The sequence below is a fragment of the Paraburkholderia dipogonis genome (genome assembly GCF_042680985.1).
Taxonomy (GTDB): Bacteria; Pseudomonadota; Gammaproteobacteria; order Burkholderiales; family Burkholderiaceae; genus Paraburkholderia; species Paraburkholderia phytofirmans.
Genome location: NZ_JBHUFR010000011.1, coordinates 19,434 through 33,339, shown reverse-complemented (window position 1 = coordinate 33,339; position 13,906 = coordinate 19,434). Strand labels below are relative to the sequence as shown.

Genomic DNA, 13,906 nt, shown 5'->3' with positions numbered 1-13,906 from the left:
GGCCACCGCGGTTCGAAAAGAACCGCGGCGCCGCTCATGCGTTTAGAACGGCAGCTTCGCGTCAGGCTTTTCCGCCATGATCACGCGGCGGAAGTCCTCCTGGATGCGCTTGAGCGCCGCGTCGTTATCGGCTTCGAAACGCATCACCACGACCGGCGTGGTGTTCGACGAACGCGCGAGACCGAACCCGTCCGGATACTCGACGCGCAGACCGTCGATCTTCACCACGTCGTCCGCGCCAGTGAACTTCGCGTTTTGCTGGAGGCGCGCGATCAGTTCGAAGTTTTCGCCTTCCTCGAGCTTCAGCTGCAGTTCCGGCGTGGAGTTCGAGTTCGGCAGCGAGTTCAGCAGCTTGCTCGGGTCTTCCACACGCGTGAGGATTTCGAGCAGGCGCGCTCCGGTGTACAGGCCGTCGTCGAAACCGTACCAGCGGTCCTTGAAGAACACGTGGCCGCTCATTTCGCCGGCCAGCGGCGCGCCGGTTTCACGCAGCTTCGCCTTGACGAGCGAGTGGCCGGTCTTCCACATGAGCGGCTCGCCGCCCTTGTCCTTCACCCACTTGGCGAGGTTACGCGTGCACTTCACGTCGTAAATGATCTGCGCGCCCTTGTTGCGCGACAGCACTTCTTCTGCGAACAGCATCAACTGGCGATCCGGGTAGATGATCTCGCCGTCTTTGGTGACCACGCCCAGGCGGTCGCCGTCGCCATCGAACGCGAAGCCGATTTCAGCGTCCGTTTCCTTCAGCGCGCGGATCACGTCCTGCAAATTTTCCGGATGAGCCGGGTCCGGGTGATGGTTCGGGAAGTTGCCGTCGATCTCGGTGAACAGTTCGACCAGTTCGCAGCCGAGCTTCTTGAACAACTTGGGCGCAAGGCCGCCGGCCACGCCGTTGCCGGTGTCGACCACGATCTTGATGGGACGCGCGAGCTTGATGTCGCTCGTGATGCGTTCGAGATAGGCGTCGGCGATGTCGTACTCGGTGTACGTGCCGCTACCTGCGGAGAAGTTTTCGTCGACGATGCGCTGATGCAGCGCGAGAATCTGCTCGCCGTAAATCGCCGCGCCGCGCAGGACCATCTTGAAGCCGTTATAGTCCGGCGGATTATGACTACCCGTCACGACGATGCACGAATCGACGCGGCGCTCGCCGCCGTCGAGCTGCAACGGCACGCTGGCCGCGAAGTAGCCGACCGGCGTGGGCACCATGCCCACGTTCACCACGTCGACGCCGGCTTCACGCAGACCGTCGGACAAAGCCTGGACCAGCTCGGGACCCGACAGACGGCCGTCACGCGCGACCACCACGGCGTCGCCGCCTTGGGCACGCACTTCGCTGCCGAACGCGCGGCCGATCGAACGCGCTGCATCGGCGTCGAGCGTCTTGCCGATTACACCGCGAATGTCATATGCCTTGAAAATAGATTTGGAGATCATGTTGGCTCACTTGCGTGCAATGGAGAATTTTGACCGGCGCACCGCCGATGAATCGGTAAAACACAGCGATGCGCCCTTGCCGGAAGCGATCCGGTTCCAACTTATAATTGCGCCTTTCGGACCAGCCTTATAGCACCATTCTAATGCTTAGACGCCCTCCAAATGTAAAGTTGCCGCGACAGTCGGCGGGTTGGGCAAACGTGCGCACCACGTCACCCGAATCATGCGCGCCGCGCGTGCTCGCGGTGCCGCAGGCAGGGTCGGCACGCTCGGCGCAAGCGGACCGGCGAGCGGCCAGCGGATGCTGACGCTCAAACGCTTCGCCAATCCGGACGTCACGCGCGCCTTCACGAATATCGTCTGGCTCGGGCTGGAGCGGCTCACGCAGATCGGCGTGGCGATCGTGATCAGCGGCATGCTGGCGCGCTACTTCGGGCCGGACACGTTCGGCAAATGGCAATACGCGAACACGCTGCTGCTGGTGCTCTCGCCCATCACCTGGGTGTGCGGCGCGGAGATTCTGGTGCCCACCATCGTCAACCGCCCGCCGGCGCAGCTCGGCACCGTGCTGGGCAGCGCTTTCGCGTTGCGCATTTCGGTGTCGGTGGCGGCTTTGCTGCTGACGTGGCTCGGCATCGCCCTGCACTTCTTCGATCCGCTGGTCGGCGCCATGCTCGCCGGCCTCGCCGTGACCATGCTGTTTCGCGAACCGTTCGTCGGCGTGATCAACGCGTGGCTGCAAAGCATGACCTACAGCAAGCCGCAGTTGCTCACCAGCATGAGCACCGCGGTGCTGAAAGCGGCTCTTGTCTATGTGCTGGTGCGCGCGGCGGCCACACCCGCGCGCTTCGGCTGGCTGTGGGCGCTCGAGTCGGCGGCGATCGGCGCGGTCCTGCTGATCTATTACATGCGGCGGCACGGCGGCAAGCTCGGCTGGCATCTCGACCGCTCGCTCTTCAAGCATTTCGCGAGCGCCGGCACGGTGTTCTGGCTCGGCCTGATCTGTATGTACCTGTTCCTGAAACTGGACCGGCTGATGCTCGAACGGACGATTTCCTTCGCCGATCTCGGGCGCTATTCCGCCGCCCAGCAGTTGAACGAAAACTGGATCACGCTCGCGCTGATGCTCGCGCAGACCATTGCTCCCGCCTTCGTCTATCGTGTGCAAGAGGCCGCCCAGCTGCGCCGCAATATGTGGCGGCTCACCGCCATGACCGCCGCGCTCATGGTGAGCGGCGCGATCGTGCTGGATCTGCTCGCGGGGCTGATCATCCGCCGCGTGTTCGGGCCGCAGTTCGAAGGCGCGATCGAGATCTTCCGCTGGGCCGTGTGGTTGTCGGTGCCTGCCGGCATCGAGGCGATCGGCAATCTGATCGTGCTGAAGTATCAGGCCAAATTCGTGTTGCTCGCGAAATGGCTGCTGGCGCTGGCTGTCGCGTTTGCAGTCAATCTGCTGGCCATTCCGCGGCTTGGCGCATATGGCGCGCTTGTCGGTCTCGCGGCCGGCTATCTGGCGGCCGCGTCGGTTAATCTTTATTACATTCGTTTCAAATTGCGCCCATGACGAACTCACCCGCCACCGCGCAAATGACCCTCGACGACGTCGCGGTGCTGATTCCCGCATACAACGGCCAGGCCGATCTCGACCTCACGCTCGCCTCGTTCAGTGAAAGCGCGCCGGTGCACGTGCTGATCGTGGACGACGGCAGCACGCCGCCGATAGTCGCACCGGCCATCGCCAATATGAAGATCGAAGTGCTGCGCATGGCGCAGAACGGCGGTATCGAACGCGCGCTTCAAACCGGCATCGACACGCTTGCGCAGCGCGGCTTCCGCTATGCTGCGCGCATCGACGCGGGCGACCGCAGCGTGCCGCAGCGGCTCGCCAAACAACGCGTGTTCATGGAATTGCATCCCCGCGTGGCCGGCCTCGGCATGTGGACGCAAGTCGTCACGCGCGAAGGCAAGCCGCTCTTCATGCTGACGCCGCCCGCCGAACCGAACGCGATCCGCCGCCTGCGCTTTTTCCGCTCATGCCTTGCGCATCCTTCGATGATGCTGCGCATCGACGCCGTGCGCGCGGTCGGCAACTACTGCGCCGAGTATCGCTCCGCCGAAGATCTCGATCTGTTCGTGCGTCTGATGGAGCGCTACGACTGCGCGAACCTGCCGGAACTCGGGCTCTACTACGAACTGAACGAAGGCGGCATCAGCGCGACCAAACGGCGCCGCCAGGTGAGTTCGACGCTGAGGCTGCAACTGCGCTACTTCAACGCCGCCAATCTGTACGATTGGCTGGGCCTCGCCAAAAATCTGCTGCATCTCGTAACGCCCTACAGCGCCTTGCAGCGGATCAAACGCAGCCTGCTCTCGCCGCGCGCGAGCCATTAAATCATTCATCACCCCATTCACCGCCGAGCTCGTTCCCGCATGAAGCCTGCCCTGAAGTCGACGCCCGCGTTGCGCATTACACTCGTCTGTAACACCGCCTGGGCAATCTATACCTATCGGCAAGGGCTGATCCGTATGCTGGTCGGACGCGGCGTCGACGTGACGATCGTTGCGCCGCGCGACCGCACGTTCGAACTGCTCACCGCCATGGGCTGCCGCTGCATCGACTTGCCGGTCGCCTCGAAGAGCACCAGTCCGCGCGACGACCTGCGCACGCTGTACGCGCTCTACCGGCATTACCGGTCGATCCGCCCGCACGTGGTATTCCACTACACGATCAAGCCGAATATCTATGGCTCGATCGCCGCGAAGCTGGCGGGGGTGCAGTCGGTTGCGGTCACAACGGGATTGGGCTACGTGTTCATCCAGCATAGCCGCGCCGCTCAGGTGGCCAAGAAACTGTATCGTTTCGCGTTCCGTTTCCCGCGCGAAATATGGTTTTTGAATCGCGACGATCAAGCCGCGTTTGTCGAACAGAACTTGTTGGTGCATCCTGAGCGTGCGCGGTTGTTGCATGGCGAAGGCGTCGACCTCGTGCAGTTCGCCTTCACGCCCTTGCCGGAACGAACCGATTACCGCTTCGTGCTGATCGGGCGCCTGCTGTGGGACAAGGGCGTGGGCGAATATGTCGAAGCCGCGCGGCGGTTGCGTGAACGTTACCCGCACGCACGGTTCCAATTGCTCGGCCCGGTAGGCGTCGACAATCCCAGCGCGATCACCCGCGAAGAAGTGGCGGCGTGGGAACAGGAAGGCATCATCGAGTATCTTGGCGAGGCGCACGACGTGCGGCCTTTGATCGCCGAGGCGGATTGCGTGGTCTTGCCGTCGTATCGCGAAGGCGTACCGCGCACGCTGATGGAAGCCTCGGCGATAGGCCGGCCGATCGTCGCCACCGACGTGCCCGGCTGCCGCGAGGTGGTGGCGGACGGCGTCAACGGATTGCTGTGCGAAGTGCGCAATGCAGAAAGTCTTGCGGCCGCGCTGGCGCGCATGCTCGACATGAGCGGCGCTGAACGGCGGGCCATGGCTGAACGCGGCCGGAAGAAAGTCGCGGAAGAATTCGACGAGCGCGTGGTCGTCGAAACGTATAAGGACCTGGTGCAGAAAATGACGGGCGTTTTACTTTAACGGAGCAACAGCATGACCACGAAGGGCACGATTCTGGTAACGGGCGGTGCGGGTTTTATCGGCTCGCACACCTGTGTCGAACTGCTGAACGGCGGTTACGACGTCGTGGTAATCGACAATCTCGTGAACAGCAACCGCGAATCGCTGCGGCGCGTGGAGAAGATCACTGGTAAGGCGGTGACCTTTTACGAAGCCGATGCGCGCGACGAAGCGGCGCTCAATCGTATTTTCGACGCGCATCCGATCACGGGCGCGATTCATTTTGCCGCGTTGAAGGCGGTGGGCGAGTCAGTGGCCAAGCCGATCGAGTACTACAGCAATAACGTCGGCAGCCTGCTGGCCTTGCTCGGCGTAATGCGCGACCGTAACGTCAAGCAGTTCGTGTTCAGCTCGTCGGCCACCGTGTACGGCGTGCCGAAGAGCTCGCCGATCGACGAGTCGTTCCCACTGTCGGCGACCAACCCCTACGGCCAGTCGAAGCTGATCGCCGAGCAGGTGCTGCGCGACCTGGAACTGGCCGATCCGTCGTGGCGCATTGCCACGCTGCGTTACTTCAATCCGGTCGGTGCGCACGAGAGCGGTCTGATCGGCGAAGATCCCGCCGGCATTCCGAACAACCTGATGCCGTATGTCGCGCAGGTGGCGGTCGGCAAGCTCGAGAAGCTGCGCGTGTTCGGCGGCGACTACGAGACACCTGACGGCACCGGCGTGCGCGACTACATCCACGTCGTCGATCTGGCGCGCGGACATCTGGCCGCGCTCGACGCGCTGGTCAAGCGGGATGCGAGTTTCGTCGTGAACCTCGGCACGGGTCAGGGTTATAGCGTGATCGACGTGGTCAAGGCATTCGAGAAGGCCGCCGGCCGGCCGGTGCCGTATGAAATCGTCGCGCGCCGCCCCGGCGACGTCGCTTCGTGTTTCGCCGATCCGGCCGCGGCCGAGAAGATCATCGGCTGGCGCGCGCAGTTCGGCATCGAGCGGATGTGCGCGGATCACTGGCGCTGGCAATCGACGAATCCGCAAGGTTTCGCGTGAACTGATTGAAGGTCGGCGGCGGCGCGAAGGTGCCGCCGGGCAGCAAAACTTTTGATCGGCGGCCGGCCGATGAACGAAGTCGCGTAGTACTGGCTCTTCGCGGCGCTGCGCGACGGTCCGATCGCGTCGGACTGCATGGGTGTCTCGGTGTGCCGCGACAAGGTCTATGCGTTTGTGATCAGCGCCGGGATTGCCGGCCTGGCCGGCTGCATCTATTCGTATTCGGAGTAGTACATCTCGCCGAGTACCTATAACTTCAAACTCACCATCCTGTTCCTGCTCGCGATCATCATAGGCGGCCGCAAGACGCGCACTAGCGCGTTGCCTGGCTCGGCGGTCAGCATGGTTACCGTCGATGACACTCGCGCCCATTCTGGTCGAAGAGGCGTTTCGATCATCGGCAACCTGATGAGTCAGGGCGTCATCATGTTGCTGGTCGAATAGTTCGCCCCGTGGCATTCAATGTGGCCGATTATGGCTATGTACCGGAGAACGGCAGAATTGCCGCGCACGGGCTTGCCTGAGGCGCAGACCGCGCGAGCTAAATTCGCCTCCTCTCTCGACTCCACAAGCCAGATGAAAGATTCGGCATCTTGCGTGCGAGATCGAACACTCATCTCGCGGGCTAGCCAGCACACTGAGGCCAACGGAAATTCTCGCTACATGTTTGGCTGAACTCTGAAAACAACCCGCAGCTCTTTGGCGACGGCAATCGGCACTTATCTTGTTGCAGCCAGCGTTCGCGCCGCACGCCGCAATCATCATACACATGAACGCGGCGATCCACGCACGTGCTAACCGGCCTTTGTGTGCTGTACCGAACGGAGTAGCGACATTCGTACAGATACTCTACGTCTACACATACTCGATCAAGCACGGAGCAGGCGCGTATTTATCGCGTTGATCGATATCGTAGGTCAATACGTAATCGGTGAGCCTCGGCCCGCCGGGTGAAACTGGTTTATCTGTTGAATCCGGCTTCGGCTATGGCAGTTGGGATATTGATAACGATCAAATATTTTCGTAGTGCCAGTGGTTGCCGTCTGAAGCATGGCGAAGCCGATTGGCATATCTTTCTGAGTCGGCCAAGACATCGGCAATTTACGACTTGTCCGCGCACGGACGCCAAATTGCAAAGCTATACTTTCTATTGAAATAATTAGGATTTAAGTTGCCGGGGAATGCGACGCTTAGCATGCCGCTGGCGCGCCCCCGCTTGGCTTGAAGCAGTTTTTATTGATTTTTCTTCAGCTTATTTTCTTACTTATTTGCAGTATTTTTTATAGCAATTTGATTGCTATATCCCTGCTGTCCGATCTCAAGTCGTCCGCCGCATTCGTCTGATGGCGTGCTTTGCCTCAACGATTGAAACAACCGGCACGACTTGCAATGCCGAAACACTGATGTATTCGTCAACGAACTTCGAACCGGGGGCAGCAATGGCTTTAGTCGGCAAGGTATCGAAATCAGTGTCAAAGGACGTCAATCCTTTCGATACCCGCTACGAAAGTCGTTCGCACGCCGAACATCCTGAATTGGGCGCCCGCGGCTTTTCAGCTTCGCATATGGACAGCACCTCGGAATTGAATCGCGCCGAGGAGCCGTTTGCTTCGGACGTGTCGGCGGATTCCGCTGCGGGCCCAATGCCTCGCCGTGCGTTGCCAGCGGCCAATGATCCTGACATCCCGTCGAGAAAAGGCGACTTCACAAAACGCGTTTTCGACATTTTCGGCGCGTCGGCGCTTCTCCTTGTGCTGCTGCCGATTTTTCTCGTCATAGGTTGCGTCGTAATCAGCGACGGCGGGTCGGCTTTCTTTGGCCATCCGCGCGTTGGAAGAAACGGACGATCGTTTCGCTGTCTGAAATTCCGCTCCATGGTGCCGAAGGCCGATGTCGTTCTCGCCGAACTTCTTGCCACCGACGCCGCCGCGCGCGAGGAATGGAATCGCGATTTCAAGCTTAAGAACGATGTACGCATCACCACCGTCGGCCGGATTCTGCGCAAGACGAGCCTAGATGAACTGCCTCAACTCTGGAATGTTCTTCGTGGCGACATGAGTCTCGTCGGCCCCCGCCCCATCGTCACGAAGGAACTGGAACGGTATGGCCCCGACGCCCACTATTACCTGTCGGTCAGGCCCGGTGTGACAGGATTGTGGCAAGTCAGCGGACGCAATAACGTTGACTACGCAACGAGGGTCGCGCTGGACGTCTCGTACGTGAAGGAACGTTCGACGCTGCTCGACATCAGCATTCTGCTAAGAACATTCAAGGTGGTCTTCGACGGAAGCGGGGCGTATTGAACAGCATGCACGTCCGTGCATCGCAAGGAAACCCGGACGAAATGCCTATGAACATTGTTCATGTCATTGAATTGGCTTCTGCAGGTACGCTCTTCGTGGCTCGCGGGATTTCAGATCATCTCGCCGGTGAAGCTCACGAAATTCGCTTCGCGTCCTCGCGGCGTAGCGAAACAGCCGACATCCCGCCTTCTTTTCCCCCCGAAAGTCCAGTTGCGGCAATCTCACATGAAAGGCCGAACGGCAAACGTTTTTGCCGGCTGACAGCGCCTTCCCGATGCTCACATCGGCTGGCATACAGGAGCGACATCCGATGAAGCAGTTTGCGGAGCGGTCTCACGTGCACCCGGAAGATGCCCCCGTTCAGTCTGCGTTGCCAGCCGACATCAGCTCGCCGCGACAGTCTCACTGGCGGGGTCCTTCCGCTGGGTTTGCAATCAATGGCAAGTTCGCATCTCAACGCATAACAGGCGTGCAACGTGTCGGCTATGAACTGGCGATGGCGTTCCAACGTCTGTTTCCCGATGAAACCGACCTGCCCGTGTTGGTTCCCCCGACCGTACGAACCGACGTTGTCTTGCCAAAAACGAAGGTGATCGGCCGGTGGTTCAAGGGCTCGCTGTGGGAGCAACTGGCACTGCCATTCGCGCTTGGCGGCCGAACGCTTCTCAGCCTTTGCAATATGGGCCCGTTGTTCGCTCGCCGGCAGGTCGTGATGATGCATGACGTTGCGATCTACGATCTGCCAGAAAATTATTCGTGGAAGTACAGGCTCTGGTATCGCGTCGCGTTTTCTCTACTGAAGCGCAACGCCAGCCACATCGTGACGGTGTCGGAGTTCTCGAAAACACGCATCATGAAGCGACTTGGCATCGACGGGTCGCGCATCTCGGTAGTCCTGAATGGTGTGGACCACTTCGAGAAGATCGCACCGGATCCGGCGATTCTGTCTCGCTTGAATCTGCAGAACGATGCTTACGTACTCGCTGTCGGAAATCTCTCGGTAGGAAAGAACCTTCCACGCATCGTTGCGGCAATGGAGCGCCTGAGCGACCGCGCTGACCTGAAGTTCGTTGTCGTCGGCGGATGCGATTTACGGGTCTTCAGTTCACAGGCGAAAGTGGGTTACGACTTGTCGAAAAACGTCATCCCCGCAGGCTTCGTATCGGACGGCGAATTGAGAGCGCTGTATGAGAATGCAGCCTGCTTTCTGTTTCCTTCGTTATATGAGGGCTTCGGGCTGCCGCCGCTTGAGGCGATGACTTGTGGATGTCCGGTCATCGTATCGCGTGAAGCGTCCCTTCCTGAGGTATGCGGCAATGCCGCGCTGTACTGCGACGCGCATTCGGTCGACGACATCGTCGACAAGGTGACGCAGATGATGGAGGACTCCGCGGTGCGCGAAACCTGGCGTGAACGAGGACGGGAGCATGCTCGTGCTTTCCGGTGGGAGCGGTCCGCACATCAATTGCTCGATGTTCTGGAGCGTGAACTCGCGGGTGGAGCGGCTCGTCCGGTTCATACGCAATCCGCACAATCCGCGCCATCGCGCGTTTAACGCGAATCGCAGCGGCGCGCGTATGGCGCAAGCTCGTATGCGCGAATCTACAAATGCGCAATTCAGGTGCAATGCGACAAGCTTTTTACGGCTATACCGAAGGAGATCCGCAGCATGAACTCGTCCGCCTCCACGATCGCCCTTTCCGCCACGCTACGAGATCACTTCGCTTGCGTCGTCCTGCCGGTCTGGCGCGGGCCGGGCTTCAATAGCGCAATGAATCTGCCCTACGAAGCCGTTTGCGCTGACGTGGGCCACCTTCCGATGCCGGTCGAACGCTATCGCGCGATGGCGTGCGCGCGGCAGTTGTTCGTCTTCTCGCAAGCCGGCGAAGCAGCTCATGCTCACGTGCTGTTCGAATCCCTGTTGCACTACTTCCAGGACAAACAGCGCGGCGGCTGGTTCTACAGCGTCGATGCACAAGGTACGCCACTCGATACGACGAAGGATCTCTATACGCACGCGTTCCTGGTCTTCGCGTGCGCTGAATATGCCGCAAGGTTCGACAATCGCGACGCACTCGACCTCGTCCACAGCACCTCGGCGTTGATCGAAACGCGTTTCGCCGCGCAACACCGATTGTTCAACGCCGCGCTCGACGCGAATTTTTCGACGGTGACCGGCACGCCGCTGCAAAACCCGCTAATGCATCTCACCGAAGCCTGGCTCGCCGCACGCGACGTAACCCATGACAGTGCATTCGATTCCGCGTTGCGCAAGTTGGCAGACGCCATCGAATGTACGTTCGTGCATGCGCCGACCGGTTGCATCGCGGAACTGCCGTTGGGAATCGACGACAACCGTCTGGAGCCCGGCCATCAGTTCGAATGGTTCTGGCTGATCAGGCAAGCAGGCGAGCTACTGGACGGATCGGGACTCGCCGACGCGCTCACGCGCGCGTTTGAATTTGCGCAGCAACATGGCGTGGATCCCGTGACGGGCGGCGTGTGCGCGTCGCTCGACGAAGCCGGCCGGATGAAGGACGCCACGCAGCGGGTCTGGGCGCAAAGCGAATATCTGCGCGCACTCGCCACCCGCGACGATGACGCAGCGCGAGACGTGCTGCCTAGGCAGATCGAACGATTCCGCCAGCGGTTTCTGCATGGGCACGGTTGGTTCGAATGCAAGACCGCCGCGGGCGACGTGTCGCGCGCCGACATGCCGTCGACTACGCCCTATCATCTCGCCACCGCTTACGCGGCACTGCCAGTTGAGGCTCACGCCGATCGCAGCATTGCCGCGGCCTAATTGCAGACTCCGAACGGCAAGGCCCGCGCAATCTTCCGGTTCGCGGGCCTGAATTCCCCACGCGACGACTCCACCATCGCTACCTGTTTGGAGCTAAGTTTTGAAACTTCGACTTATGGTGCTGATCGTCTTTCTGGTGACAGTCGGCGCTACCGTGACTGCGCACTTCGAGAGCACCCGCAACCATGATGATCCGAAGCGGCCACCGGTCAACACGACTGTGCGCGTCCCCTTCTACGGGGTCAACGGGCATTATGTCCAAGGGGGCGTCTACGCGACGAACATCGCACAACAAGTTGCCGACATGCGGGCCATGGGCATCACGTCGATCCGCCAGGACTGCTATAGCATCGCGGATACGGCGAAGATGGCCAGCCTGGTGAGTTCGTTTGCGCCTGTCAAAATCCAGCCGGTCTTCAATGTCTTCCCCGCGACTACCGACGAAACCACCGCCTACAATCAGTTCTACGCGTACGGTCGGACTGTCGCCGGTCAACTTGCCGGCAAGGTGGCGGTGATCGAGCTGATGAACGAACCGGAGAACATGTACTTCACCAAGGGCCCCAGATACAGCGGTCAAAACGTCACCGACTGGTCGGCTTCAAACAGTCAGTGGGCCGCATTTCGCGGTGCTGTGCGAGGTTTCTACGCGGGCTTCCGTGCTGTGGATACGACCATGCAAACCCTCGTTACCAGCCCAAGCGTGGGTTGGCTGCACTACGGCATGCTGAAGGGCCTGTGGAACGGCGAAGCACCGGATGGTTCGTCCGGCCATCCAAGGGCGACCTGGGATATCACCAACTATCACTGGTACCACGACTTTGGAGACATCGAGGACGCGGGAGGCGTCAACACGCTGGCGGCGATCAAGTCGGCCTTCAACCTCCCGATCATGTTGACCGAGATCGGCGTGCAAAAGAACGTGTCAGGCTCCGTCTATAACTCGTATGTTGCGTCGAGCTTTGCCAAATATGCACGCAAGGCCAAGACTTACGACATCATCGGCGTTGACTGGTACGAGCTTTACAATTTTCAGAAAATCGACGGCTTTTATATGGGCTTGTACAGTTCGCCAGGCGTAGTCAATACCGGGCGGGCATCCGCCATGGCCAGCGCCGTTGCAGCGAATCCCGCTCCTTGACCAACCGATTTCACGGCGCCGCAAGACTCATTCGCCGTTGGAAATCGTCACGCAGCTTTCTGAAGATCTCGTACTAGCCTTGATCGCTGATCGGTAGAGCGTAATGTTCGCGCTATCCGCGAGTTCAGTGCGTTGCCGCACCGATGACGCCTCCAGATTCGCCTAGTCTCCCGAAAGACGCTTGGTGCCGGCACTCTCCTGCGAGCGTCCGCCTATTCTTGTCCGAACGGCCCGCCATGCGCGGCATCGCTGCTTCGGTACGCGATGCTGCTTCATATATCGCAAGTCATATATTTGGTTTTCCACCATGACCAGCCCAATTAACCGAGGTCGTCTCGACCATATCGACGCAATGCGCGCGATGGCGGTGCTGCTCGTGATGTGGACGCACTACGCCGAAATGTTCGCGCCGATCGCCGGCTCGCAGTTCGCGCTCTACGCGCTGCAGCGTTGGGCCGACTTTGGCCGTGTCGGTGTCGTGATCTTCTTCGGCGTCAGCGGAATGCTGATTCCAACCAGTTTGCGCGGCACACCGCGCGACGGATCGCGCCGCTTTCTGATCCGGCGCTTCTTGCGGCTCTACCCGGCGTTCTGGCTGTCGCTGCCGATAGGTTATCTTGCGTACTGGACGCTGTACGGCACGCAGATGAACCTGTCCAGCCTGATCGCGAACGTCACGATGATTCCGTCTGCTTTCGGCAAGCTCCCGGTGATGGGGCAATACTGGACCCTGGAAACTGAACTGTATTTCTACGGGCTGTGTCTCATCCTCTTCTGGCTTGGAGCGCTGCATCGCATGCGCGATTTGTGTCTCGTCAGCGTCGGGCTGTGTCTCGTCTTCGTAATAACTTCTGCACTCAAGCTGATTCCGTCCGACGCGCTCGGGCAGTACAAGGGGATGTTGTATCACCTTGCGATCATGTTCTGGGGTGCGTGCTTCCGGCAGGCATATGACACACCAACGGAGCGCGTGACGTTCCGTTGGGCGCGCGGCGCGCGTTCGCAAGTTTCAATCACGTATCGCGTGGCGCTCGTCGGGGTAACTGCGCTGATTGCTGTGATAGCGCTGCTCATGGCCGCAAACGATTGGCGCCACAATGACGTCGCGCATATGTCAGTGGCATTTGGCTATCTTCTTGGCATTGCCGCGTTTGCGTTGTTCTCCACCTTACTGAAAGTCCATCTGCGCGTGTTTGCGTGGCTCGGCGAAATCAGCTACTCGATATACCTGCTGCACGGCGTGCCGCTTTACGTCATCGTCTGGCTCTGCCGTCACTATGGCCTGGTGGGAGGCCCGCTCGGTTTGTATATGGTGGCGACCGTGCCTCCGGCGATCGTCCTGTCCTGGGCGAGCTATAAACTCGTCGAGGCACCGGGCATCCGACTGGCGCATGCGCTGACGTCGCGTCGCGACGCAACAGCGCATGGGCGCGCAGCGCTGGTTGCATCGGGCGATTCGAACTGAGGCCATAGCGCACGTACAAGTCAACTGCGGCGACGGTCTCCACGTTCTGCCGCTAACTTCTTGCCGTCGTGGCGTCCACTTCAACTCCCTTGCCTGACGGATCGCCGGCTGGATGCCTGAGCGTCTATGCACAGTTCAAGATG

10 protein-coding genes and 2 pseudogenes are annotated in these 13,906 nt (G+C 60.3%); 11 read left to right on the top strand and 1 reads right to left on the bottom strand.

The features are described 5' to 3' along the window. Window positions 1-42: 42 nt before the first annotated feature. Entirely contained in the window at window positions 43-1,437 is a 1,395-nt protein-coding gene (locus tag ACFSNN_RS15625; RefSeq protein ID WP_134456952.1) for a phosphomannomutase/phosphoglucomutase, read from the bottom strand. A 301-nt stretch (window positions 1,438-1,738) separates the two neighbouring features. On the opposite strand from ACFSNN_RS15625, the gene ACFSNN_RS15620 reads away from it, so the two are divergent. The 11 genes and pseudogenes from ACFSNN_RS15620 (at window position 1,739) to ACFSNN_RS15570 (ending at window position 13,763) form a co-directional block, all read left to right on the top strand. After that, window positions 1,739-3,001, top strand: a complete 1,263-nt coding sequence (locus ACFSNN_RS15620; protein WP_134458982.1) for an oligosaccharide flippase family protein — start codon at window positions 1,739-1,741, stop codon at window positions 2,999-3,001. After that, on the top strand, window positions 2,998-3,828 hold the full coding sequence (locus tag ACFSNN_RS15615) for a glycosyltransferase (RefSeq protein WP_134456953.1): 831 nt from the start codon (window positions 2,998-3,000) through the stop codon (window positions 3,826-3,828). The genes ACFSNN_RS15620 and ACFSNN_RS15615 overlap by 4 nt, the downstream gene beginning before the upstream one ends. Window positions 3,829-3,867: 39 nt before the next feature. Continuing rightward, complete coding sequence (locus ACFSNN_RS15610; RefSeq protein WP_134456954.1) at window positions 3,868-5,016, top strand: glycosyltransferase family 4 protein; 1,149 nt, start codon at window positions 3,868-3,870, stop codon at window positions 5,014-5,016. A 12-nt stretch (window positions 5,017-5,028) separates the two neighbouring features. Beyond that, complete coding sequence (gene galE, locus ACFSNN_RS15605) at window positions 5,029-6,051, top strand: UDP-glucose 4-epimerase GalE (RefSeq protein ID WP_134456955.1); 1,023 nt, start codon at window positions 5,029-5,031, stop codon at window positions 6,049-6,051. A gap of 96 nt (window positions 6,052-6,147) precedes the next feature. After that, a pseudogene (locus ACFSNN_RS15600) lies at window positions 6,148-6,390 on the top strand (ABC transporter permease subunit); the annotation flags it as partial. 10 nt (window positions 6,391-6,400) lie between these two features. Continuing rightward, a pseudogene (locus tag ACFSNN_RS15595) lies at window positions 6,401-6,575 on the top strand (ABC transporter ATP-binding protein); the annotation flags it as partial. A gap of 915 nt (window positions 6,576-7,490) precedes the next feature. Continuing rightward, window positions 7,491-8,354 carry a sugar transferase gene (locus ACFSNN_RS15590; RefSeq protein WP_134458984.1) on the top strand — a complete coding sequence of 288 codons (864 nt, stop codon included), beginning with the start codon at window positions 7,491-7,493 and terminating at the stop codon, window positions 8,352-8,354. A gap of 310 nt (window positions 8,355-8,664) precedes the next feature. Next, entirely contained in the window at window positions 8,665-9,909 is a 1,245-nt protein-coding gene (locus ACFSNN_RS15585; RefSeq protein WP_134456957.1) for a glycosyltransferase family 4 protein, read from the top strand. A 114-nt stretch (window positions 9,910-10,023) separates the two neighbouring features. Further along, window positions 10,024-11,157 (top strand): AGE family epimerase/isomerase, encoded by a 1,134-nt coding sequence (locus tag ACFSNN_RS15580; RefSeq protein WP_134456958.1) that lies wholly within the window; start codon window positions 10,024-10,026, stop codon window positions 11,155-11,157. Window positions 11,158-11,257: 100 nt separating this feature from the next. After that, complete coding sequence (locus ACFSNN_RS15575) at window positions 11,258-12,298, top strand: hypothetical protein (protein WP_134456959.1); 1,041 nt, start codon at window positions 11,258-11,260, stop codon at window positions 12,296-12,298. A gap of 307 nt (window positions 12,299-12,605) precedes the next feature. Further along, window positions 12,606-13,763 (top strand): acyltransferase family protein, encoded by a 1,158-nt coding sequence (locus tag ACFSNN_RS15570; protein WP_134456960.1) that lies wholly within the window; start codon window positions 12,606-12,608, stop codon window positions 13,761-13,763. Window positions 13,764-13,906 lie beyond the last annotated feature (143 nt).

Excerpts from the sequence above, each read along its gene's own strand:
- ACFSNN_RS15625 (WP_134456952.1), bottom strand. The coding sequence starts at position 1,437 with ATGATCTCCAAATCTATTTTCAAGGCATATGACATTCGCGGTGTAATC.
- ACFSNN_RS15620 (WP_134458982.1), top strand. The coding sequence starts at position 1,739 with ATGCTGACGCTCAAACGCTTCGCCAATCCGGACGTCACGCGCGCCTTC.
- ACFSNN_RS15615 (WP_134456953.1), top strand. The coding sequence starts at position 2,998 with ATGACGAACTCACCCGCCACCGCGCAAATGACCCTCGACGACGTCGCG.
- ACFSNN_RS15610 (WP_134456954.1), top strand. The coding sequence starts at position 3,868 with ATGAAGCCTGCCCTGAAGTCGACGCCCGCGTTGCGCATTACACTCGTC.
- galE (WP_134456955.1), top strand. The coding sequence starts at position 5,029 with ATGACCACGAAGGGCACGATTCTGGTAACGGGCGGTGCGGGTTTTATC.
- ACFSNN_RS15590 (WP_134458984.1), top strand. The coding sequence starts at position 7,491 with ATGGCTTTAGTCGGCAAGGTATCGAAATCAGTGTCAAAGGACGTCAAT.
- ACFSNN_RS15585 (WP_134456957.1), top strand. The coding sequence starts at position 8,665 with ATGAAGCAGTTTGCGGAGCGGTCTCACGTGCACCCGGAAGATGCCCCC.
- ACFSNN_RS15580 (WP_134456958.1), top strand. The coding sequence starts at position 10,024 with ATGAACTCGTCCGCCTCCACGATCGCCCTTTCCGCCACGCTACGAGAT.
- ACFSNN_RS15570 (WP_134456960.1), top strand. The coding sequence starts at position 12,606 with ATGACCAGCCCAATTAACCGAGGTCGTCTCGACCATATCGACGCAATG.